This is a genomic window from Mesorhizobium sp. B2-5-3, assembly GCF_006441005.1.
Classification (GTDB): Bacteria; Pseudomonadota; Alphaproteobacteria; order Rhizobiales; family Rhizobiaceae; genus Mesorhizobium.
The window spans coordinates 81,024-101,252 of the sequence record NZ_VFUS01000010.1 but is presented as its reverse complement, the minus strand read 5'-3'; the positions used below and the strand labels follow the sequence as shown (position 1 = coordinate 101,252).

The window sequence follows — 20,229 nt, the reverse complement described above, 5'->3', positions numbered from 1 at the left end:
GGCCATCTTACTGGACAAGCACGGCACGTCCGCACGTTGCGCCGGTGACCCGGACGTCGGCTTCACCGAGACGCACGCCAAGAGCTCCGAGCAGATTGGTAAGCAACGTGTCGACCGGAGCTGTTACGCTGTTCAGAAGTGCCACCACTGGCGGGCTTACGGTTGCGATCAGCGTGTTCAGATTCAGCAGCGGCAGACCGAGTAAATTCGCCGTCAGCGACAAATCGCTGACCAGCGACGTAGTCAACGACTGGGTAAAATTTTGGGTGTAAGCGGTCCTTATCGTCTTGGCATCGATATCGGCCTTGTTGAAAGTCAACGTCGTTAGCGTGTTGTTGGCCATGTCGAACGCCGCTGAGCCCACCACCGACAGCACCGGGATGATCAGAAGTTTCACGCTCGCGATTTCCGTGTTGGAAAACGTCTCCTTGTTGGTGAAATCGGCAAAGCCGGCGCTGCTGCTGTCGCCGAGATGCCCTTCGACGATACCGGGACGGGTGGCGATGGTCACCTTGATGCTGCTGGGGCCTGTCGGACAACTTATGTCGGTGAGTTTGGCCTCGGCATAGGCAACTTCGACATGCAGAGGCAGACTGACCGACACCAGGGTAATACCGCCTCCGACATTGCTGTTGCCGGCTCCGATCTTCACCACCAGCTTGATACGGGTCTGGGCCGTCCGCACAATGGTGCCGACTTCGCCAACCTTCAGCCATGGCGAGGATTGCGGCGGTTCGCCGAAGGCGATGGCGAGCGTGCTCGACAGCACCCCCGGTATGCCGGTGCTGAGACCGAGGTCGATCTGCTTCGAACCGTTTGCCAGTTCGGCGGCGGCCATCAGCATTCCCATCGCGCTGGCGTCAACGCCAAGGCCGGCTGGCCTCTGCCCGAGGCCAAGTCTGCCGAGGGGGCCGAGGTCAATGAGATGGCTGAGCGGAATCTTGACCGTGTTAGTCGATTTGCTTGCCATGGTTTGCAAGGCGACCTTGGCCGTGTTGCCGAGCCCGGGAACATTGGCCATGGCGGTGGCGATCTGGCCGACTGTAGCCTTTGAGGCCAGAACCTCCGAATAGGTCACGCCCGTCAGGTTCAATTGCACCGCCAGGGCATCGACGAAGGAAAGCACGCTGACATCGGCGGAGATCAATCCGTTGTAGTCCATGACGCTGAGCGAGATGTTGCCGCCTAGGAGGCCGCCGAGAAGCGCGTTGAGGATGGGGCTGTTGCTGGTATTGACGCTGAGCAACCTCGATCCGACCGAGAAAGTGGCCTGTGGCGTCATGCTGGCGGTGGCTTCGGTGCCGATGATGGGCGTTGGGATCAGCGAGCTTGCGAAATAGCGGTTGGGGATCTTGCGCAGGGTCACATGAACCGCGTTGTAAGGGGTTACGCCTGCTTGGAAGCGATGATCCACATTGACCGAGGATGCCCCTGCATATCGGCCCCGCGTGACCGTCACGACGGTTTTGCCCACCGCCGCGGGAATGGTTTGACCCGAGCCCTGAACGACGACACCTGGCATCCCGTTGTCGGTGAGTGTGGTCAAGACCGCGGTCTGGACGTTGTTGATGTTCGAAGCCGCGGTGATCGCTGCCAGGTCGACCATCGCCTGTGCTTCTCGGCGCTCGGTGTAAATGGAGGCCTCGTCGATCGCCACTGCTGCCAGCGCCAGCGCGACCGGCGCGCTCAACGCCGTCATCACCGTGAAATTCGCTCGTTGGTCACCAAGCATCAGGCGTGCAAGCCTGCGGATCTTCAAGCGCGAACTGAGCAGCATTCAGATGCCCCCGACCCTGATCGTTGATTGGCGTTTGATCGTGGTACCCGGCATGGCTATGCCCGGAAAGAGATTCCAGATCGGCAGGTTTCGGGCATCGTACTGGATCGACACCACGAACTGATTGCCGTCCGCCGTGCTGTCATTGGCCCGATAAGTCAGCTTGCTGGCGTCGACGAAGGGATATCCACCGGCGTTATTGGCGAGAAACGAGGCCACGAGCGTCTGCCGCTCGGTCTGGTTCAGCCCCGAGATGGCCGTCCGGGCGGCGTCCGCCGCGATCTGCTGTATTGAATTGGCCGCGCCGAAATAGATACCGTATGCAACCATTCCGAGCAGGAGAAGGATGAATATCGGTGATAGCAGAGCGAACTCAATCGCCGAAGTTGCCGAAGTGTCTGTCTGGAATCGGCGCCCCTGGATCCGGCGAATGAGGTTCTGAACCATGCCGCCGAGCATGCCAAAGTTCGCATGCAAAAAGCGAAAACTCTAGGCGCAACCTGGAAGTGTGTATGATTGAAAAGCTACGCTAATTTAGCCGCGGCTTCTTTGATTCCTGGCTATTGACTTAGGGTCAATCAGTACTCGGTTGAAAAGAGCTTGCCGCCTGTCTAGTCTCCTGCCACCAGCCGACGGAGGGAACCGGCGGCGCGCTCAAAGGGGCCAGACATCGGTCCCCGGGGCGTCAACACACAAAGGCGCGCCGTTGGCAGCGCCGACAGGGAGAAACTTCATGCTGAAAAACATGCTGAAGGCGACGGCATTCGCCACAACCATGGCGCTGGCCGCCGGAACATTCTACACGCCGGCCTTTGCCGAGGTCGTCTACAACAGAGGCACTGCTGCCGAATCCGAGTCGGTTGATCCGCATAAGACCTCGACGGTTTATGAAGCCAACGTCTTGCGCGACCTGTTCCAAGGTCTGGTGATGCAGGACGAGAAGGCCAACGTCATCCCCGGCGCCGCCGAGAGCTGGACGGTGTCGGATGACGGTACCGTTTACACCTTCAAGCTCAGGAAGGACGGCCAGTGGTCCGACGGCAGCCCGGTGACGGCCGAAGACTTCGTCTTCGCTTTCCGCCGCCTCGAAGACCCGGCGACGGCCGCCGAATATGCCTCGATGCTCTATCCCGTCAAGAACGCCGAGGAAGTCAACACCAAGAAGGGCAAGCCCGAGGACATGGGCGTCAAGGCCATCGACGCGACCACCCTTGAAGTGACGCTGAAGGCGCCGACGCCATATTTCCTCGAAATGCTGACCCACCAGGCGACCTATCCGGTCAACAAGGCGTCCATGGACAAGCTCGGCGCCGACTGGATCAAGCCGGGCAATCTCGTTTCCAACGGCGCCTATACGCTGGCCGAGTGGGTTCCCAACGATCATATGAAACTGGTCAAGAATCCGAAATTCTGGGATGCCGGAAGCGTCAAGATCGACGTCGTCAACTACATCCCGACAGAGGATCGCTCCTCGGCGATGAAGCGCTTCGAGGCCGGCGAACTCGACAGCTACGACGATCTACCGACCGAGCAGCTCGCCGACCTCAAGGCCAAGTTCGGTGATCAGATCAAGGTGGGGCCGTATCTCGGCACCTATTACTACGCGATCAAGACCGACAAGAAGCCCTGGGACAATGTCGAGCTGCGCAATGCCATCTCGATGGCCATCGACCGCGATTTCATTGCCGAAAAGGTCTGGCAGAATTCAATGCTGCCAGGCTATTCGATGGTCCCTCCGGGCATCGAGGGCTACACGCCGGCGATGGCCAAATATGCCGACATGTCGCAGATCGACCGCGAGGACGCAGCCAAGAAGATACTCGAGAAACTCGGTTACACGCCGGAGCATCCGCTGAAGATGGAGATCCGATACAACACCTCGGAGAACCACAAGAATACCGCGGTCGCCATCCAGGAACAGCTGAAGCCGCTCGGCGTCGACGTCACGCTGCTCAACACCGACACCAAGACCCACTACTCCTTCCTCGAGCAGAGGGGTGACTATGACGTTGCGCGCGCCGCCTGGATTGCCGACTACAAGGATCCCGAAACCTTCCTGGGCATCTCGCGCAAGGCCAGCGGCAACAACTATTCGGTCTATGACAGCCCGCAATATGAGGCGGCCATGGACAAGGCGGCCGCCGCCGGCGGCAAGCCGGAAGAGCGCATGAAGGAACTCGCCGCCGCCGAGCGTATCCTCGTCGACGACGTCGGCCAGATCCCGCTTCTCTACTATAGCTACCACGATATCGTTTCCCCGAAGCTGCACGGCTTCGTCGACAACGTCATGGACGTGCATCCGTCCCGCTTCATCTCCAAGGATTGAAAACCTTGATCGACCCGCCGCCCGTTCAGGACGGCGGTTCGAGCTGTCGTCGCATGGGGCCCGAAAGTCGAAATCGATTTTCCCAGGCCATGGTGCGAAGATGAGAGGTGCCAGAGCGCTGCGGGCGTCCGGTTGGATGCCCGTCACCCTGGCCGAAGCAGGGCACCGCCGATGCTACGCTACATTTTCAGGCGGCTTCTGACCGCCATTCCAACGCTATTCGTCATCGTGACCTTGGCGTTCTTCCTGATGCGCGTCGCACCGGGCGGCCCGTTCAACCAAGAGCGGGGCCTGAGCCCCGAGATCAGGGCCAATCTTGAAGCCCAGTTCGGGCTCGCCGACCCGCTCTGGCTGCAATATGTCCACTATCTCGGCAATCTCCTGCGCGGCAATTTCGGCCCGAGCTACAATATGCCGGACTTTACCGTCACCGAGCTTTTCGCGAAGGGCTTGCCTATTTCCATTCAGCTCGGCGCCTCCGCGCTGATCTTGGCGCTGCTGCTCGGCAGCGTGCTCGGTACCATTGCGGCGCTCAACCAGAACAAACTTGGCGACTACACGGTGATTGCGCTGGCAACCGCGGGCAGCACCATCCCGACCTTCGTCATCGCGCCGATTATCCAGCTCGTGTTCGGATTGACCTGGAAGCTGTTGCCGATCGGCGGCTGGGGCGATGGCGCGCTTATCAACAAGATCGGTCCCGTGCTGACGCTTGCGCTGCCGCAGATCGCCATCGTCGCCCGCCTGATGCGCGGCTCGATGATCGAATCGCTGCGCTCGCATCACATCCGCACGGCGCGCGCGCTCGGCCTGTCCGACTGGTCGGTGGTGGTCAAGCACGCGCTGCGCGGCGCCGTCCTGCCGATCGTCTCCTTCACCGGTCCGGCTGCCGCCGCCCTGCTCACCGGCTCGATCATCGTCGAGACGATCTTCTCCATTCCCGGCGTCGGGCGCTACTTCGTCGATGCCGCGCTCAACCGCGACTACACGCTGGTGATGGGGACGGTGGTGGTCATCGCCATCTTCACCATCGTCTTCAACCTGATCGTCGACGTCATGTATGCCGTCGTCGATCCGAGGGTGCGCTATGACTGATATCGCGATCGCCGCACCGGTCGTCGGCCGTTCGCTGTGGGGCGATGCCTGGGCGCGCCTCAAGGCCAACCGCGCTGCCATGTTCAGCCTCTACTATCTGATCCTGATCGCCGTGATCAGCGTGTTCGGGCCCTGGTTCGTGCCGCACCAATACACCACCATCTATGGTGATTATGTGCGTACGCCGCCGAGCCTGTCGGCCTATCCGAAGGCGGACATGATCGAGACCGCGCTTAATGAGGCGATCAAGCGCATGCGTGTCGACATCAAGGACTGGCGCCAGGACGGCAATCGCGTCTTCGTCACCGTCACCTCCAGCAAGGCGATCGACGACCGCAACATCCGCTATCTCGACCGGTCCGACGCCTTCGACGACACCAGGATCGAAAGCAAGTCGCCTGACGGCCTCGAAGCGACGATGAGCGCCTCGGTCAAGCAGCAATATTTTCTTTTCGGCACCGACAACACCGGCCGTGATCTGTTGTCGCGGACGCTGATGGCCGGGCGTGTCTCGCTGGCCATCGGTCTGCTCGCCGGCGTCGTGGCCGTGGCCATCGGCGTGCTCTATGGCGCCACTGCCGGCTTTGCCGGAGGCAGGGTAGACGAGGTGATGATGCGCATCGTCGACGTGCTTTATTCGCTGCCCTTCATCTTCTTCGTCATCATGCTGGTGGTGTTCTTCGGCCGCAACTTCGTGCTGATGTTCCTGGCGGTCGGCGCCGTGCTGTGGCTCGACATGGCCCGCATCGTGCGCGGCCAGGCGCTGTCCATCCGCCGCCAGGAATATGTCCAGGCGGCAGAGGCCATGGGCGTCGGCCAGCGCGGCATCCTTTTGCGCCACGTCATTCCCAACCTGCTCGGGCCGGTGGTGATCTACATGACGCTGCTGGTGCCGCAGGTCATTATCCTGGAGAGTTTTCTGTCGTTCCTCGGGCTCGGCATTCAGGAGCCGATGACCAGCTGGGGCGTGCTGATCTCGGTCGGCGCCAAGAACATCGGCACTGCAAACTGGCTGCTTCTGTTCCCTGCCTTCTTCCTGGTCTCCACCTTGTTCGCCCTGAACTTCGTCGGCGACGGCCTGCGCGATGCGCTCGACCCCAAGGACCGCTAAGATGGACGCAGCAGAGACCATCCTCAGCGTAAAAGATCTTCGCGTGCGCTTCCGCACCCTCGACGGCGCGGTCGAGGCGGTGAAAGGCATCAACATCCACGTCAAGGCGGGCGAAACCGTCGCCGTGGTCGGCGAATCCGGCTCAGGCAAAAGCCAGACGATGATGGCGGCGATGAGCCTGCTGGCCTCCAATGGAGAAGCCACCGGCAGCGTCGATTATCGCGGCCGCAATCTTCTGACGCTAAGCAAATCCGAGCTGAACAAGGTCCGCGGCCGCAAGATCAGCATGATCTTCCAGGAGCCGATGACCTCGCTCGATCCGCTCTATTCGATCGGCAACCAGCTGATCGAACCGATCCGCCGGCACCGGGGCTTGAATGCGGCGCAAGCGCGCGAGGAGGCGCTCAACCTGCTCAGGCTGGTGCATATTCCCGATCCCGAACGGCGCATGAAATCCTATCCGCACGAAATGTCGGGTGGCCAGCGCCAGCGCGTCATGATCGCCATGGCGTTGGCAAACGATCCCGACATCCTGATTGCCGACGAACCGACGACTGCGCTCGACGTCACCATCCAGGCGCAGATCCTCATGCTTCTGGCTGAGCTGCAGCGCAAGCTCGGCATGGCGATCGTCTTCATCACACACGATCTCGGCATCGTCCGGCGCTTTGCCGACCGGGTCTATGTCATGCGCTCCGGTGAGGTGGTGGAGGAGGGGGACGCGCAAGCCATCTTCGCCAGTCCTCAGCATGCCTACACCAAGATGCTTCTGGCGGCCGAGCCGACCGGGACCAAGGCGCCGCCGCCGGCCAATGCGCCCGTCCTGCTCGAAGGCAGAAACGTCGAGGTCACCTTCCGCATCGGCGGCGGCTTTCTGGCCGGCGAACCGCTGATGCTGCGCGCCGTCGACCGCATCTCGATCAGGCTGAGGCGCAATCAGACGATCGGCATCGTCGGCGAATCAGGCTCTGGAAAATCGACGCTTGGCCGCGCTTTGCTGCGGCTGTTGCCGAGCGATGGCGTGATCCGCTTCGGCGACCGCGATATCTCGACCGCCGACCGCCAGACGATGCGGCCGCTGCGGCGCCAATTGCAGCTGGTCTTCCAGGATCCGTTCGGTTCGCTATCGCCACGCATGACCATCGGCCAGGTCATTACCGAAGGGCTGCTGGTGCATGAACCGAACCTCTCGGGCAAGCAGCGCGACCAGCGCGCCGTCGAGGCGCTGCGCGAAGTTGGCCTCGATCCCAACTCGCGCAATCGCTATCCGCACGAATTCTCAGGCGGCCAGCGTCAGCGCATCGCAATTGCCCGCGCCATGATCCTCAAACCCAAGCTGGTGGTGCTGGACGAGCCGACCTCGGCGCTCGACCGTTCGGTGCAGAAACAGATTGTCGAACTGCTGCGCAAGCTGCAGGCCGATCATGAGCTGTCCTATCTGTTCATCAGCCACGATCTCGCCGTGGTGCGCGCCATGGCCGACTACATCATCGTCATGAAGCAGGGCAAGATCGTCGAGGAAGGGCCGACGGAAGACATTTTCAGCAATCCGCAGGCCGGCTACACGCAGACGCTGATGAGCGCCGCAATCGATGTCACGCGGTTTCGTTTGAGTGCGTGAGGCGAGCCCGGCAGCGGCGCCTCAGCTCAATTCGCCAGCCCTGGGCATTTGCGCGCCCTGGCGGCGGCCATGGCCGCTTGCTGCTGCTTCAGCCGATCGATCCTGGTCGTTTCGCGATTGGCGACGGCGGCCTTGACGCTTGAGCCGCCCAGCAGCCATCTCGGAACACTGGTGCTGGCGACCTTGCCCCGCGTGATGGCTGTCTGCGAGATGCCTTTGGCGGCTTCGCCTATGGCGCTGTTCAGTTCGGCGCATGTCATCTTGTCGTAATTCGCCGGATCGATCGATCCGCTGGTCGACGCGCAGCCTCCGACAAGGGCGAGGAGGAGCACGGGGATGAACGGCCTGCTGGGGGTCGAATGCAATTTCATGTCCACGACCTTACTCCAGCGTAAGCGACCATGGCCACCCTCCGATATGTCCGCATGCGTGCGTACGCCGAAACGAACCGGGGTCATTCACATTCACGACGGACACGAGTTCGACCTCGGCGGAACCCTTGAAAGAGAGCCTGCGAGCCCCATCTGCGTTGACAAATATTCCTGGTTGGTTGATGGCTGAGGCGATATCCTATATCAGCGGACAGAACGAGCTTGTCATTGCGCGGCTATTGCCTACATCGATCGTTTGTCGAAAATTTTGGATTCTTTTTGGCTGAAATGGAATAGTCATTCCATGAAAAGTTGGATCAAGAATTCAAAAGAGCCGGCAAAGGCGCTGCCGAAGGCTGGCAACGTACAATCAATACTCATAAATCAGACGAAGTTTATCGGGGATGTCGTTCTAACCTCGGTTCTGGTCAGGCATCTGCGGGCAGAGTTTCCGAACGCGACGATCACCATGCTATGCCAGGCGGCGCTGGCGAAATTCGTTCTGGAGCAAGGCATCGCCGACAGCGTGGTTTCGCTCGATCGCGGCAAAATGCGCGGCTCCCCTTTCGAGCGCATGTCCGGAATGTCCAGGCTCCTGCACGATCTGAGGAAGTCGGAGTATGATCTTATCATCGATCTGTCCGACTCCAAGACATCACGGCTTGTGATGCGCTTCGTCAAGGCGCCTTTTCGCGTAGGCTATGTTCCATCGGAGCAGCCCCTGAAATTCTGGGAGCGCCAAAGCGCCAACATCTTTGCCGCCACATACGGCCATGGCGGTGAGCATTATCTGCATCGGTACCTTTCGCCGCTGTTTGCCCTTGGCATTCCTGTGACCGATCCTATTCCGTCCCTCAAGCCAACCGAATCCGGTTCGCGCCAGGCAAAGCAGCTGCTTGCCCGACACGAACTGGAAACGAAGTCGTTTGTCGCCGTCCATGCCGGCGCCAGTTTCCCAGGCCGTTGCTGGCAGCCGGATCGTTTCGCTTCGGTCCTGGGAGAGATTTACCGTCGAAAGGGTCTCCGGGCGGTCATCGTTGGCGGTCCGGACGAGGCAGGTATCGCAGGCAAGGTGTTGGATGCGGCAACATCGCCGATCGTGAATCTCGTTGGCCAGGCACCCCTGACCACCCTTTTGCCCCTGCTGGGCGAGGCCCTGATCTTCCTTGGCAACGAGAGCGGACCCATGCACCTGGCCGCGGCCATGAAAACGCCCGTCGTTGGCCTGTTCGGTCTGACCCAACCCGACATCTGGGGGCCCCTTGGGGTTCCCAGCCGTACGTTACAGCCTCCGATGCCATGCAAGTGCATAGCGCCGGGCCTCTGCAAGGCGGGCAATGCAGGGGGCGTTTATTGCGTTCAACGGCTTGACGCTGCCGACGTCACAAAAGCGGCAATCGAACTCATAGAACGCGTCAGCTAAAGCAATTCCAGGAAAACTGCGCAGCGGTTTTTTCCGTCCGGAATTGCGTAAAGCGATGAATTGGAGCAGGCGACGATCAAACATCGAGCCGCTGCAGCGGGAACAACAAACACGCGTATCGCTTTGTTTTTCTGGTCGGAGTGGCAGGATTTGAACCTGCGACCCCCTCGTCCCGAACGAGGTGCGCTACCAGGCTGCGCTACACTCCGTGACCAGACGCGGGCTTATAGCCGCCGCATCTGGTTCCTGCAAGCGTCAATGGCAGCACTTCTGTCGCATTTCGCCAGCTTTCTTCGCGAGCCTGTTTCAGCGCCTCGAATAAACGCCGCTTAAAGGCTTCCGTGGTAGGGCACTCCTCGGCAAACGTTTGCGCGATTTGTGTTTCCAGCCGCCCGGAGATTTCCAGTCTTGACCCTCAGGATCGTTGGCGAAGCACGGCCCAACAGTTTCGGATTGCCGGAGCTTGTCGTGGTGGTGGAGAGCCCGGTATCGTCGCAGCGGCGCCGGCAGACGTTCGACGCGGTGCTGCGCCGTAGTCCGGAAGTCGGCGCCTACAACCAGATCTTTTGACAAGGGCATCATGAGCCAGCGCATCGTCAGTTTCGTCATGAGCGGCGGCGTCGGCTCGCGGCTCTGGCCGCTGTCGCGCGAGGACAATCCCAAGCAGTTCCACGACCTTTCGGGCGACGGCTCGATGCTGGCAAAGACCTTGCGCCGGCTGGCGTCACGGCCCAGCGGCGATACGCCCATCTTCATGATCGCTTCCGAACGCCATGCCGAGCGCGTCCATGCCGATCTCGCCGGCATAAACCTTGCCGGCGGTGGGCCGCTGTTCGAACCTACCGGCCGCAACACCGCCGCGGCGGTGGCGCTGGCAAGCCTGCGCACGCTCGCCGAATTCGGTGACGAACTGGTGCTGGTGGTGCCGTCCGATCACGAGATTTCGACCGCGCGGCAATTCTGGCAGAGCGTCGAGGCGGGCACCGCCGCTGCCAGCGCCGGGCGGCTGGTGGTGTTCGGCCTCAAGCCGACACAGCCGGAGACCGGCTATGGCTACATCGAAGTCGCCGCCCAAAGAGCAGGCGTGTTCGATGTCTCGCGCTTCGTCGAAAAGCCGGACCTTGCCACCGCCCAGGCCTATCTCGAAGCCGGCAATTTCCACTGGAACACCGGCATCTTCCTGTTTCGCGCCGGCGCCATGCGCGATGCCTTCGCAGCTTTCGAGCCGAAGATCTGGCAGGCGACCGAAGCTGCCTACAAGGCTGCGATATCGGACCTTTCCGGCTTCTACATGCCGCTGGACCTCTACGGCGCCATTCCTTCGGTCTCGATCGACTATGCCATCATGGAGCGGGCAAAGGACATCGCCATGGTGCCGGCCAGCTTTCGCTGGAACGATCTCGGCTCCTGGCAATCGCTGCTCGAGGTCGGGCCTGCCGATGGCCAGGGCAATGTCATCGCCGGCGACGTCGTCGCCATCGATTGCGAGAATTCCTACATTCGCAGCGATGGCCGGCTGCTGTCGGCCATCGGCATGAGAGATGTCGCCATCGTCTCGACATCGGACGCTACCTTCGTCGCCCCGGTCAGCCATAGCCAGCACGTCAAGAAGATCGTCGAGCAGCTCGAAAAATCCGGCCGGCTGGAAACCCGTTTCACGCCTGCCCACGACCGGGTCATCGAAAGCGGCGCCTGGCGCCGTCGCGTCCACCACTGGCTGTTTCAGGAGACGCTTCCGCTGTGGTCGACATCAGGCGTCGACGAACGCTATGGCGGCTTCCACGAGGCGCTTGGCTTCGACGCCACGCCGCTGATGAAACCCAAGCGCATGCGCACGCAGGCCCGCCAAGTCTACGCCTTTGCGGTCGCCAAGCAACGCGGCTGGGACGGCCCGGCCGACCGGCTCATCGCCCACGGCATCGACTTCATGGCCGGAAGCGGCCGAACGGCAAGGGGCGGCTGGGTGCGCACCCTCGACATCGACGGTTCGGTCGCCGACCCGGTCGAGGACGCCTACGATCATTCCTGCGTGCTTCTGGCGCTGGCACATGCCCACATGTCGGGCCATCCGGATGCGCTGCGGCTCGGCGAGGAGACCTTCGCCTTCCTCGATGCCCATCTCGAGGATAGCCGCATGACCGGCTTTCTCGAAACCTCGGACGGGCAGGGCGAGCGGCGCTCCAATCCGCATATGCATTTTCTGGAAGCCTTCCTCGCCTGGCACGAAGCGACAGGCGAGCGCGCTTATCTGCGCCGCGCGGCACGCATCATCGACCTGTTCCGCAACCACTTCTTCGATCCCGAAAGCTGGACGCTGGGTGAATATTTCGACGCCGGCTGGAGGCCCGTGGCGGGCGAGAAGGGTACCTGGACCGAGCCCGGCCATCATTTCGAATGGGCCGCGCTGCTTGTCGATTTCGCCGCTCTTAGCGGCCAGGCCGAACTGAGTGGCTTCGCCAGGAAACTCTATGCCTCGGCCATCGCCAATGGCCTCAACCGCGCCACAGGCCTTGCCTATGGCGCCGTCTCCCGGCAGGGTCTGCCGCTGGACCTGGTCTCGCGTAGTTGGCCACAGGCCGAAGCGGTCAAGGCGGCGATTGCGTTGGACGGTTCTGGCGGACCCGATCTCAAGCCGGAGATCGAGGAACGCGTAGGCCGGCTGTTCCGCTGGCACATCGACCCGGCGCCGCTGGGTCTGTGGATCGACCGCGTCGACGAGCGCGGCCGCTCGCGGGCATCTGATGTGCCGGCCAGCATTTTCTACCATCTCGTCTGCGCGCTGACACAGTATCTGGATGGGACGGCGGAGAAGGGCGGCTGAGAAAGAGGCGCTGTCCCGACGACATTTTGCTCAATACGGGCTGGCCACATCCCCGGTCTCGACATAAACCGCCTTCAGCTGGGAATAATGCGCCAGCGCGGCCAGTGAATTTTCTCGCCCGATGCCTGACTGCTTGAAGCCGCCGAAGGGGATTTCGACCGGCGTCAGATTGTACGCGTTGATCCAGCACGTGCCGGCCTGCAGCTCGGCGATGACGCGGTGGGCGCGCGGCAGGTCGCGCGTGAAGACGCCGGCCGCGAGGCCGAACTCGGTGTCGTTGGCGCGCTCGACCACCTCGTCCTCGCCGTCGAATTTCAGCACGCTCATGACAGGCCCAAAGATTTCCTCGCGCGCGATGCGCATGCCGTCGGTCACGCCGGTGAACACCGTCGGCTCGACGAAGAAGCCGGCTTCGAAACCTTGCAGCGAGGGCACGTTGCCGCCGCAGGCGAGCGTGGCGCCTTCTTGCTTGCCGGCCGCGATGTAGGAGACGACCTTCTCCTGCTGTGCCTTGCTGACCAGCGGCCCCATCTGGGTTTCGGCATCGAGTGGGTCGCCGATGCGGATCTTCTTGGTTCGCTCGACGAGCCGGTCGACGAAGCGGTCATGGATGCCCTTCTGGACGAAGACGCGTGTGCCGTTGGAGCAGATCTGCCCCGTCGAATAGAAATTGCCGAGCATGGCGCCGCCGACGGCATTCTCGAGATCGGCGTCGTCGAAGACGATCAGCGGCGACTTGCCGCCGAGTTCCATCGTCGCGTGCTTCATCTTCGAGCCGGCGAGCGACAGCACCTTGCGGCCGGTCGGCACCGAACCGGTCACCGACACCTTGGCTACGACATCATGGCCGACGAGGCTGGCGCCGACATCCCTATAGCCTTGCACGACGTTGAACAGCCCGTCGGGCAGGCCTGCCTCGCTGTAGATCTCGGCCAGTGCCAATGCAGACAATGGCGTGGTTTCCGATGGTTTGAACACCATGGCGTTGCCCATGGCGAGCGCGGGCGCGGATTTCCAGCCGGCGATCTGGATCGGGTAGTTCCAGGCGCCTATGCCGACGCAAACTCCGAGCGCCTCACGCCGCGTGTAGGCGAAGGGCCCGCCCAGATCGACAGCCTCGCCATTGTAAGCTGCAACCGCGCCGCCGAAATATTCCAGGCAATCCGCGGCCGATGGCGCATCCGCCACCAGCGTTTCCTGAATCGCCTTACCGGTGTCGAGCGTCTCGAGGCGGGCAAGATCGGCGTTGCGGGCGCGCAAGATGTCGGCGGCGCGGCGCAGGATGCGGCCGCGCTCCACCGGCTTCAGCCGCGCCCAAGCCGGTTGCGCGGCACGCGCAGCCTCGATGGCGAGTTCCAGCACGTTCGGCGTCGCCGAGCGCAGCAGGGCGATGGTCTCGCCGGTTGCCGGATAGATGACCGGCAGTGGCGCGCCTTGCTCGTCGTCTATGTAGCGTCCGTTGACATAGTGCGATGCCGTTGGCTGGGCGCGCATGGGCTTCTCCAAATCGTCTTAGCGGCATGCCGATCGTGCGGTTGCACGATCATGCTCTATCTGTCGGACGCCTGCCAGCGGGGATTGATCCATGGTTCCTGGTTGGAAGGCGCCAGCGGCGTGCGGCCGAGAATGTGGTCGGAAGCCTTCTCGCCAGTCATGATCGACGGCGCGTTGAGGTTGCCGTTGGTGACGCGCGGGAAGATAGAGGAATCGGCTACCCGCAGGCCCTCGACGCCGATCACGCGGCATTCCGGATCGACGACGCTCGTGACCTCGTCGGCGCGGCCCATCCGGCAGGTGCCGCAGGGATGATAGGCGCTTTCGGCGTGATCCCTGATGAAGATGTCGAGGTCGTCGTCCGATTGCACGTGGCTGCCGGGCGAAATTTCCTGGCCGCGGAAGCCGTCGAAGGCCTTCTGGCCGAAAATCTCGCGCGTCAGCCTGATGCAGTGGCGGAACTCGCTCCAGTCGTCGGGATGCGACATGTAGTTGAAGTGGATCACCGGTTTCGAATTCGGATCCGGCGAGCGCAGCGTCACCGAGCCGCGCGACTTCGAGCGCATTGGCCCGACATGCGCCTGAAAACCATGCGACTTCGCCGCCGCCTTGCCGTCATAGCGCACCGCCGCCGGGATGAAGTGGTACTGGATATCAGGATAGTCGACGCCGGCGCGCGAGCGCACGAAGGCAGCCGCCTCGAAATGATTGGTGGCGCCAAGGCCGGTCTTGAAGAACAGCCACTGCGCCCCGATCATCGCCTTGGAGAACGGATTGAGCACCGAATTCAGCGTGATCGGCTTTGTCGATTCCTGCTGGATATAGAGTTCCAGATGGTCCTGCAGGTTGCGGCCGACGCCGGGTCTATCGGCTACCACCGCGATGCCGTTTTCCCTGAGATGCTCTGCAGGCCCGATTCCCGACAGCATCAGGATTTTCGGCGAGTTGATCGACGATGCCGCGACGATCACCTCACGTCGCGCCTTAACGACCTGAATCTGTTTGCGAGCTTCGATCTCGACGCCGATGGCGCGTTGATTCTCGATGATCACCCGTCGCGCAAAGCCCTTGACCAGGCTTACGTTTTTGCGCCTGAGCGCCGGCCTCAGATAGGCTGATGCCGCCGACCAGCGGCGGCCGCCGAAAATGGTCTGCTCCATCGGGCCGAACCCCTCTTGCCTGGAGCCGTTATAGTCGTCGGTCAGTTCGAAGCCGGCCTGGCGGCCCGCTTCGACGAAGGCGCCATAGAGCGGATTTTTCCGCGTGCCGCGCCGCACGTGCAGCGGCCCACCACGGCCCCGCCAGCCGTCCTCGCCGCCCTCCGCATCTTCCATGCGCTTGAAATAGGGAAGCACGTCGGCGAAACCCCAGCCGGCGGCTCCCTGTTCGGCCCAGTGGTCGAAGTCGCGGGCGTGGCCGCGCACATAGACCATGCCGTTGATCGAGGACGAGCCTCCGATCACCTTGCCGCGCGGCGTCGCCAGCACGCGGCCGCCGAGATGCGGCTCGGGCTCGCTGGCAAAACCCCAGTCGTAGAGGCTCATATTGAGCGGGATCGACAGCGCCGATGGCATCTGGATCAGCGGCCCGATATCGGAGCCGCCGAATTCGATAACGATGACCGAGTGCTTGCCATCCTCCGACAGGCGATAGGCCATGGCCGAGCCGGCGGAGCCGGAGCCGATGATGACGAAATCCGCTTCAAGCATTGTTCATATGCGCCCATCGTTCATATGCGTGATGAAATCGGCGAGCGAGACATTGCCGCCGGTAGCCACCACAAGGACGGTCTTGCCGGCCACATCCACCTTGCCGCCGAGCAGTGCCGCCAGCGAGGCAGCTCCGGACGGCTCAAGCACCAGCTTCATCCGCTCGAAGGCGATTTTCATTGCCCGCCGCACCAAGGCGTCGTCGACAGTGATGCCGCGAACGCCGGCGGTTCTGACCGCCGCGAACGGCGCGTCGCCGGGCCGCCGCGACATCAGCCCGTCACAGATCGAATTCGGGGCGAGCGGCATGGTCTCGATGCTGCCATGCGCCAGCGAGGCGCCCATGCCGTTGAAACCTTCGGGCTCGACGCCGATGATTTCTGTGGCCGGCGACAGGTAGTGGAAAGCGAGCGAAACGCCGCCGATCAGGCCGCCGCCGCCGACCGAGCAGAACAGCACGTCCGCCTTCGCGCCCTTGGCAGAAAGCTGCTCCAGCGCCTCCAGCCCGGCACCTGCCTGGCCGGCGACGATTTCCGGATCGTCGAAGGGATGCAGCAATGTCAGCCCTTCGGTCTCGGCGATCTCGCGCGCCTTGGCGGCGGCGACTTCCTCACGCGCGCGCTCGCCGTGATCGGTAAGCACCACGCGCGCGCCGTAGCCTGCTGTGGCGTCGCGCTTGGCGGCCGGCGCGTCGATCGGCATGACGATGGTAACGGGGATGCCGAGCGCCTGGCCCGCAGCCGCCAGTCCTTGCGCAAAATTGCCGGAAGAATAAGCGACGACGCCCTTCTTGGCTTCGTCGGGCGACAGCCGCTTCAGCCGCCAATAGGCGCCCCGAACCTTGAACGATCCCGCCCATTGCAGCGATTCCGCCTTGACGAAGACGCGAGCGGCGCCGGTTTCCCTGGCGAGCGCCGCCGATTCCAGCAGCGGCGTGATCTGCGTCGCCTTGGCGGTGACCGCATAGGCTTGCTTCAGGTGGTCGAGTGAGGGGACAAGCGTAGTCATCATTCGCCTCGCGGATACCGCTTGCTCTCTTCGAGATTGTCGAGGTTCATGTGGTTGCGCATGTAGCGCTCGGACGCTTTCTGCAGCGGCTGGAAATCCCAAGGGTAGTAGGCGCCGTTGCGCAGCGCCCGATAGACGACCCAGCGGCGCGCCTGGCTTTCGCGCACCGCAGCGTCGAAGGCGGCCATGTTCCAGCGCGCCCGCACCTTGTCCATGAACGCCGCGACCAGCGGTTCGTTGGCCGGATCTGCCGCGAGGTTTTCCCGCTCCAGCGGATCGGATTGGAGATCGAACAGTTGCGGCGCATCGAGCTCGCAATGGACGAACTTGTATCGGCCCTCGCGGATAGCCACCAGAGGCGCGTATGAACCCTCAGCCGCATATTCCATCAGCACAGGCGCGCTGCGCCGCTCACCGTCGATCAGAGGCAGCAGCGATTGGCCATCGGTCCATGGCGCGACGGCATCGATGTCGATTCCGGCGAGGTCGCAAAGCGTCGGCGTCACGTCGAGATTGGAAACCGGCGCTTCGATCAGCCCGGCCGCAACGCCCCTGCCGGCAATCATCAGCGGCACCCGCGCCGAGCCCTCGAAGAAGCTCATCTTGAACCATAGGCCGCGCTCGCCGAGCATGTCGCCATGGTCGGAGCAGAACAGGATGGTGGTGTCGTCAAGCATGCGCGTTCGCTTGAGGACGTCCAGGAGCTCGCCGAGCTTGTCGTCGACATAGGAAATATTGGCGAAATAGCCACGCCGCGAACGGCGCACCTGCTCAGGGGTGATCTGGAACGACGGATAATCGCTGGCGACATACAGCCGCTGCGAATGCGTATCCTGTTCGTCATACGCAATGAAATTGGTTTCCGGGTCGAGCGCCTGGCAATTTTCGTAGAGATCCCAGTACTGCTTGCGCGCGACATAGGGGTCGTGCGGATGTGACAGCGAAACGGCCAGGCACCAGGGCCGGCGCTCCTCATCATCCTGCTCCCGCGAAAGCTGGTAGAGCTTCTGCGTGGCGAGGAACACGACCTCGTCGTCATATTCCATCTGGTTGGTGGTTTCGGCGATACCGGCCCCGGTCACCGAACCCAGATTGTGATACCACCAGTCGATGCGCTCGCCGGGCTTACGATAATCCGGCGTCCAACCGAAATCGGCGGGGTAGATGTCCGTGGTCAGCCGTTCCTCGAAGCCGTGCAACTGGTCCGGCCCGACGAAGTGCATCTTGCCCGACAGGCAAGTATGGTAGCCGGCGGCGCGCAGATGATGAGCGAAGGTCGGGATCGACGAGGCGAACTCGGCGGCGTTGTCATAGACTCCGGTGCGCGACGGCAACTGGCCGCTCATGAACGAGGCACGGCCCGGCGCACAGAGCGGCGAGCCGGTGTAATTGTTGCGGAAGCGCGCCGAGCGGGCGGCCAACGCCTTCAGATGCGGCGCGTGCAGGAAGTCAGCCGGCCCGTCCGGAAAGAAAGTTCCGTTGAGCTGATCGACCATGACGATCAGGAAGTTAGGGTGCTTGCGTGTCACTGCGTCTGCCGTCCGCTGAGTTTCGTTTCGAGATAGTCCTCGACCAATGCGATCGCGGTCGCGGCATCGGGCACGCCGTCCTTGAGCGCGCGCCTGATATAGAGCCCGTCGATCATCGCCGCCGTCGCTTCGGCGACGCGGTCGGCCTCGGCTCGGGACAGGATGCCGGCCAGCCCGCTCATCAGGTTCGAATGCAGCCGCCGCGCATAAATTCTGAGCAGCCGGCGCAGCGCAGCCGATTTCTGCGCCTCGACATAGAAGGCGAGCCAGGCGGCGATCGTTTCGGCACGGAACTGGATCTCGGAGAAGTTGACGGCCACGACCGCCGAGACGCGTTCGCGTGGGGAACCGGTGGATTGAAGCGCGCGCCGCATGTCCGTGGTCAGTTCGGCCAGGATATGCCGCATCGTCGCGAACAGCAGCTCATCCTTGACGCCGAAATAGTGATGGGCCAGCGCCGACGACACGCCGGCGCGCCCGGCGATCTCCGACATCGTCACGTCAAGCGAGCCGCGCTCGCCGATCGCCGAGATCGTCGCGTCGATGAGCGCTTTGCGGCGCAGTGGCTCCATTCCGACTTTCGGCATGCTGTTCCCATTGTTTCGGTGAAGATTATTTTTTATTGACGGGTCAATCAACAAAAATTCAGCCCAAACAACAACCGATTGTCGGCTCTGGCTCATCCCGCGGACTGGAAAACGGTTCATTATTGAACAATATTGAGTGCTCAGGCCGCGATATGACGTGTTAGGATCCGCGGCAAATGGAGGTTGCCATGACCGCATGCATCGTTGGCTGGGCGCATTCGCGCTTCGGCAAGCTTGAAGGCGAAACATTGGAGAGCCTGATCGTCAAAGTGGCAACCGAGGCGCTCGACCATGCCGGCATTGGCCCGGACGACGTCGACGAGATTGTGCTCGGACATTTCAACGCCGGCTTTTCCGCACAGGATTTCACCGCCAGCCTTGTCCTCCAGGCCGACGACCGGCTGCGCTTCAAGCCGGCGACGCGCGTCGAGAACGCCTGCGCCACCGGTTCGGCCGCTGTCCGGCAAGGCGTCCGCGCCATAGATGCCAACGCCGCCCGCATCGTGCTGGTGGTCGGCGCCGAGCAGATGACGACGACGCCCGGCCCCGAGATCGGCAGGAACCTGCTGAAAGCCTCCTATTTGCCCGAGGATGGCGACACACCGGCCGGCTTTGCCGGCGTCTTCGGCAAGATCGCACAAGCCTATTTCCAGCGCTACGGCGACCAGTCGGATGCGCTTGCCATGATCGCCTCCAAGAATCACAAGAACGGCGTCGACAATCCCTATGCGCAGATGCGCAAGGATTTCGGCTACGAATTCTGCCGCCAGGAGAGCGAGAAGAACCCCTTCGTCGCTGGCCCACTGAAGCGCACCGACTGCTCGCTTGTCTCCGACGGTGCCGCTGCTATCGTCCTCACCGACACAGCGACGGCACTGAAGATGCGCCGCGCCGTCACCTTCCGCGCCAATGAGCACGTGCAGGATTTCCTGCCGATGTCGAAGCGCGACATCCTGACCTTCGAAGGCTGCGAGCAGGCCTGGAGCCGGGCGCTCAGGAATGCCGGCGTGACGCTTGATGATCTCTCCTTCGTCGAGACGCATGACTGCTTCACCATCGCCGAATTGATCGAATATGAAGCCATGGGCCTGGCGAAGCCTGGGGAGGGCGCGAGGCTGGCGCTGGACGGCACGACCGCAAAGGACGGGCGGCTGCCGGTCAACCCGTCCGGCGGCCTGAAGGCGAAGGGTCATCCGATCGGCGCCACCGGCGTGTCGATGCATGTGCTGAGCGCCATGCAGCTCGTCGGTGAGGCCGGCGGCATCCAGGTGCCCAACGCCAAGCTTGGCGGCATCTTCAACATGGGCGGCGCGGCGGTCGCCAACTACGTTTCCATTCTCGATCGGATTCGGTAAAA

At 62.5% G+C, this 20,229-nt stretch carries 16 protein-coding genes and 1 tRNA gene; 8 read left to right on the top strand and 9 right to left on the bottom strand.

The window, feature by feature from the left end:
* Positions 1–7 precede the first annotated feature (7 nt).
* A complete protein-coding gene (locus tag FJ867_RS22345; RefSeq protein ID WP_140649128.1) occupies positions 8–1,777 on the bottom strand; it encodes a TadG family pilus assembly protein in 1,770 nt (589 codons plus the stop codon).
* Entirely contained in the window at positions 1,778–2,224 is a 447-nt protein-coding gene (locus tag FJ867_RS22340) for a TadE/TadG family type IV pilus assembly protein (RefSeq protein ID WP_140629472.1), read from the bottom strand.
* Between the two features lie 286 nt (positions 2,225–2,510).
* Between FJ867_RS22340 and FJ867_RS22335 the strand changes: the two genes are divergently transcribed.
* The 4 genes from FJ867_RS22335 (at position 2,511) to FJ867_RS22320 (ending at position 7,930) form a co-directional block, all read left to right on the top strand.
* Positions 2,511–4,103 carry a peptide ABC transporter substrate-binding protein gene (locus FJ867_RS22335; protein WP_140514924.1) on the top strand — a complete coding sequence of 531 codons (1,593 nt, stop codon included), beginning with the start codon at positions 2,511–2,513 and terminating at the stop codon, positions 4,101–4,103.
* A 171-nt stretch (positions 4,104–4,274) separates the two neighbouring features.
* A complete protein-coding gene (locus FJ867_RS22330) occupies positions 4,275–5,198 on the top strand; it encodes an ABC transporter permease subunit (protein ID WP_140494801.1) in 924 nt (307 codons plus the stop codon).
* Positions 5,191–6,309 carry an ABC transporter permease subunit gene (locus tag FJ867_RS22325; protein ID WP_140494797.1) on the top strand — a complete coding sequence of 373 codons (1,119 nt, stop codon included), beginning with the start codon at positions 5,191–5,193 and terminating at the stop codon, positions 6,307–6,309. The genes FJ867_RS22330 and FJ867_RS22325 overlap by 8 nt, the downstream gene beginning before the upstream one ends.
* A gap of 1 nt (position 6,310) precedes the next feature.
* Entirely contained in the window at positions 6,311–7,930 is a 1,620-nt protein-coding gene (locus FJ867_RS22320) for an ABC transporter ATP-binding protein (protein ID WP_140514926.1), read from the top strand.
* A gap of 26 nt (positions 7,931–7,956) precedes the next feature.
* Here the strand turns inward: FJ867_RS22320 and FJ867_RS22315 are convergent, their stop codons facing one another.
* Positions 7,957–8,301, bottom strand: a complete 345-nt coding sequence (locus FJ867_RS22315; RefSeq protein WP_140514927.1) for a hypothetical protein — start codon at positions 8,299–8,301, stop codon at positions 7,957–7,959.
* 304 nt (positions 8,302–8,605) lie between these two features.
* Between FJ867_RS22315 and FJ867_RS22310 the strand changes: the two genes are divergently transcribed.
* On the top strand, positions 8,606–9,724 hold the full coding sequence (locus FJ867_RS22310; protein ID WP_140514929.1) for a glycosyltransferase family 9 protein: 1,119 nt from the start codon (positions 8,606–8,608) through the stop codon (positions 9,722–9,724).
* Positions 9,725–9,856: 132 nt separating this feature from the next.
* Here FJ867_RS22310 and FJ867_RS22305 read toward each other — a convergent pair.
* Positions 9,857–9,933, bottom strand: a tRNA-Pro gene (locus tag FJ867_RS22305).
* Between the two features lie 199 nt (positions 9,934–10,132).
* Between FJ867_RS22305 and FJ867_RS28820 the strand changes: the two genes are divergently transcribed.
* The gene (locus FJ867_RS28820) at positions 10,133–10,294 is read left to right on the top strand and encodes a hypothetical protein (RefSeq protein ID WP_181167211.1); all 162 of its coding nucleotides are present in this window, start codon (positions 10,133–10,135) and stop codon (positions 10,292–10,294) included.
* 10 nt (positions 10,295–10,304) lie between these two features.
* The gene (locus FJ867_RS22300; protein ID WP_140818599.1) at positions 10,305–12,545 is read left to right on the top strand and encodes an AGE family epimerase/isomerase; all 2,241 of its coding nucleotides are present in this window, start codon (positions 10,305–10,307) and stop codon (positions 12,543–12,545) included.
* 30 nt (positions 12,546–12,575) lie between these two features.
* On the opposite strand, the gene betB is transcribed toward FJ867_RS22300, so the two are convergent.
* Genes betB through betI form a run of 5 tightly spaced genes read right to left on the bottom strand, consistent with a single transcriptional unit; the run spans position 12,576 to position 18,872 of the window.
* Positions 12,576–14,039, bottom strand: a complete 1,464-nt coding sequence (gene betB, locus FJ867_RS22295) for a betaine-aldehyde dehydrogenase (RefSeq protein ID WP_140629370.1) — start codon at positions 14,037–14,039, stop codon at positions 12,576–12,578.
* A 56-nt stretch (positions 14,040–14,095) separates the two neighbouring features.
* Positions 14,096–15,748, bottom strand: a complete 1,653-nt coding sequence (gene betA / locus FJ867_RS22290) for a choline dehydrogenase (protein WP_140567645.1) — start codon at positions 15,746–15,748, stop codon at positions 14,096–14,098.
* Between the two features lie 3 nt (positions 15,749–15,751).
* Positions 15,752–16,759 carry a threonine/serine dehydratase gene (locus tag FJ867_RS22285; RefSeq protein WP_140520747.1) on the bottom strand — a complete coding sequence of 336 codons (1,008 nt, stop codon included), beginning with the start codon at positions 16,757–16,759 and terminating at the stop codon, positions 15,752–15,754.
* Positions 16,756–18,285: a choline-sulfatase gene (gene betC, locus FJ867_RS22280; RefSeq protein WP_140555869.1), complete on the bottom strand. Its 1,530-nt coding sequence runs from the start codon at positions 18,283–18,285 to the stop codon at positions 16,756–16,758. Before betC ends, FJ867_RS22285 begins: the two co-directional genes overlap by 4 nt.
* The gene (gene betI / locus FJ867_RS22275) at positions 18,282–18,872 is read right to left on the bottom strand and encodes a transcriptional regulator BetI (protein ID WP_140494780.1); all 591 of its coding nucleotides are present in this window, start codon (positions 18,870–18,872) and stop codon (positions 18,282–18,284) included. The genes betC and betI overlap by 4 nt, the downstream gene beginning before the upstream one ends.
* A 188-nt stretch (positions 18,873–19,060) precedes the next feature.
* Here betI and FJ867_RS22270 point away from each other — a divergent pair, with 188 nt between their 5' ends.
* Positions 19,061–20,227, top strand: coding sequence for an acetyl-CoA acetyltransferase (locus FJ867_RS22270; RefSeq protein WP_140555868.1), 1,167 nt, complete (start codon positions 19,061–19,063; stop codon positions 20,225–20,227).
* The last annotated feature ends 2 nt before the right edge of the window (positions 20,228–20,229 follow it).

Coding starts and splice junctions, on each gene's coding strand:
- FJ867_RS22325 (WP_140494797.1), top strand. CDS start 5,191: ATGACTGATATCGCGATCGCCGCACCGGTCGTCGGCCGTTCGCTGTGG.
- FJ867_RS22345 (WP_140649128.1), bottom strand. CDS start 1,777: ATGCTGCTCAGTTCGCGCTTGAAGATCCGCAGGCTTGCACGCCTGATG.
- betB (WP_140629370.1), bottom strand. CDS start 14,039: ATGCGCGCCCAGCCAACGGCATCGCACTATGTCAACGGACGCTACATA.
- FJ867_RS22300 (WP_140818599.1), top strand. CDS start 10,305: ATGAGCCAGCGCATCGTCAGTTTCGTCATGAGCGGCGGCGTCGGCTCG.
- betA (WP_140567645.1), bottom strand. CDS start 15,748: ATGCTTGAAGCGGATTTCGTCATCATCGGCTCCGGCTCCGCCGGCTCG.
- FJ867_RS22270 (WP_140555868.1), top strand. CDS start 19,061: ATGACCGCATGCATCGTTGGCTGGGCGCATTCGCGCTTCGGCAAGCTT.
- betI (WP_140494780.1), bottom strand. CDS start 18,872: ATGCCGAAAGTCGGAATGGAGCCACTGCGCCGCAAAGCGCTCATCGAC.
- FJ867_RS22285 (WP_140520747.1), bottom strand. CDS start 16,759: ATGATGACTACGCTTGTCCCCTCACTCGACCACCTGAAGCAAGCCTAT.
- FJ867_RS22330 (WP_140494801.1), top strand. CDS start 4,275: ATGCTACGCTACATTTTCAGGCGGCTTCTGACCGCCATTCCAACGCTA.
- FJ867_RS22335 (WP_140514924.1), top strand. CDS start 2,511: ATGCTGAAAAACATGCTGAAGGCGACGGCATTCGCCACAACCATGGCG.
- FJ867_RS22320 (WP_140514926.1), top strand. CDS start 6,311: ATGGACGCAGCAGAGACCATCCTCAGCGTAAAAGATCTTCGCGTGCGC.
- FJ867_RS22310 (WP_140514929.1), top strand. CDS start 8,606: ATGAAAAGTTGGATCAAGAATTCAAAAGAGCCGGCAAAGGCGCTGCCG.
- FJ867_RS22340 (WP_140629472.1), bottom strand. CDS start 2,224: ATGGTTCAGAACCTCATTCGCCGGATCCAGGGGCGCCGATTCCAGACA.
- FJ867_RS22315 (WP_140514927.1), bottom strand. CDS start 8,301: ATGAAATTGCATTCGACCCCCAGCAGGCCGTTCATCCCCGTGCTCCTC.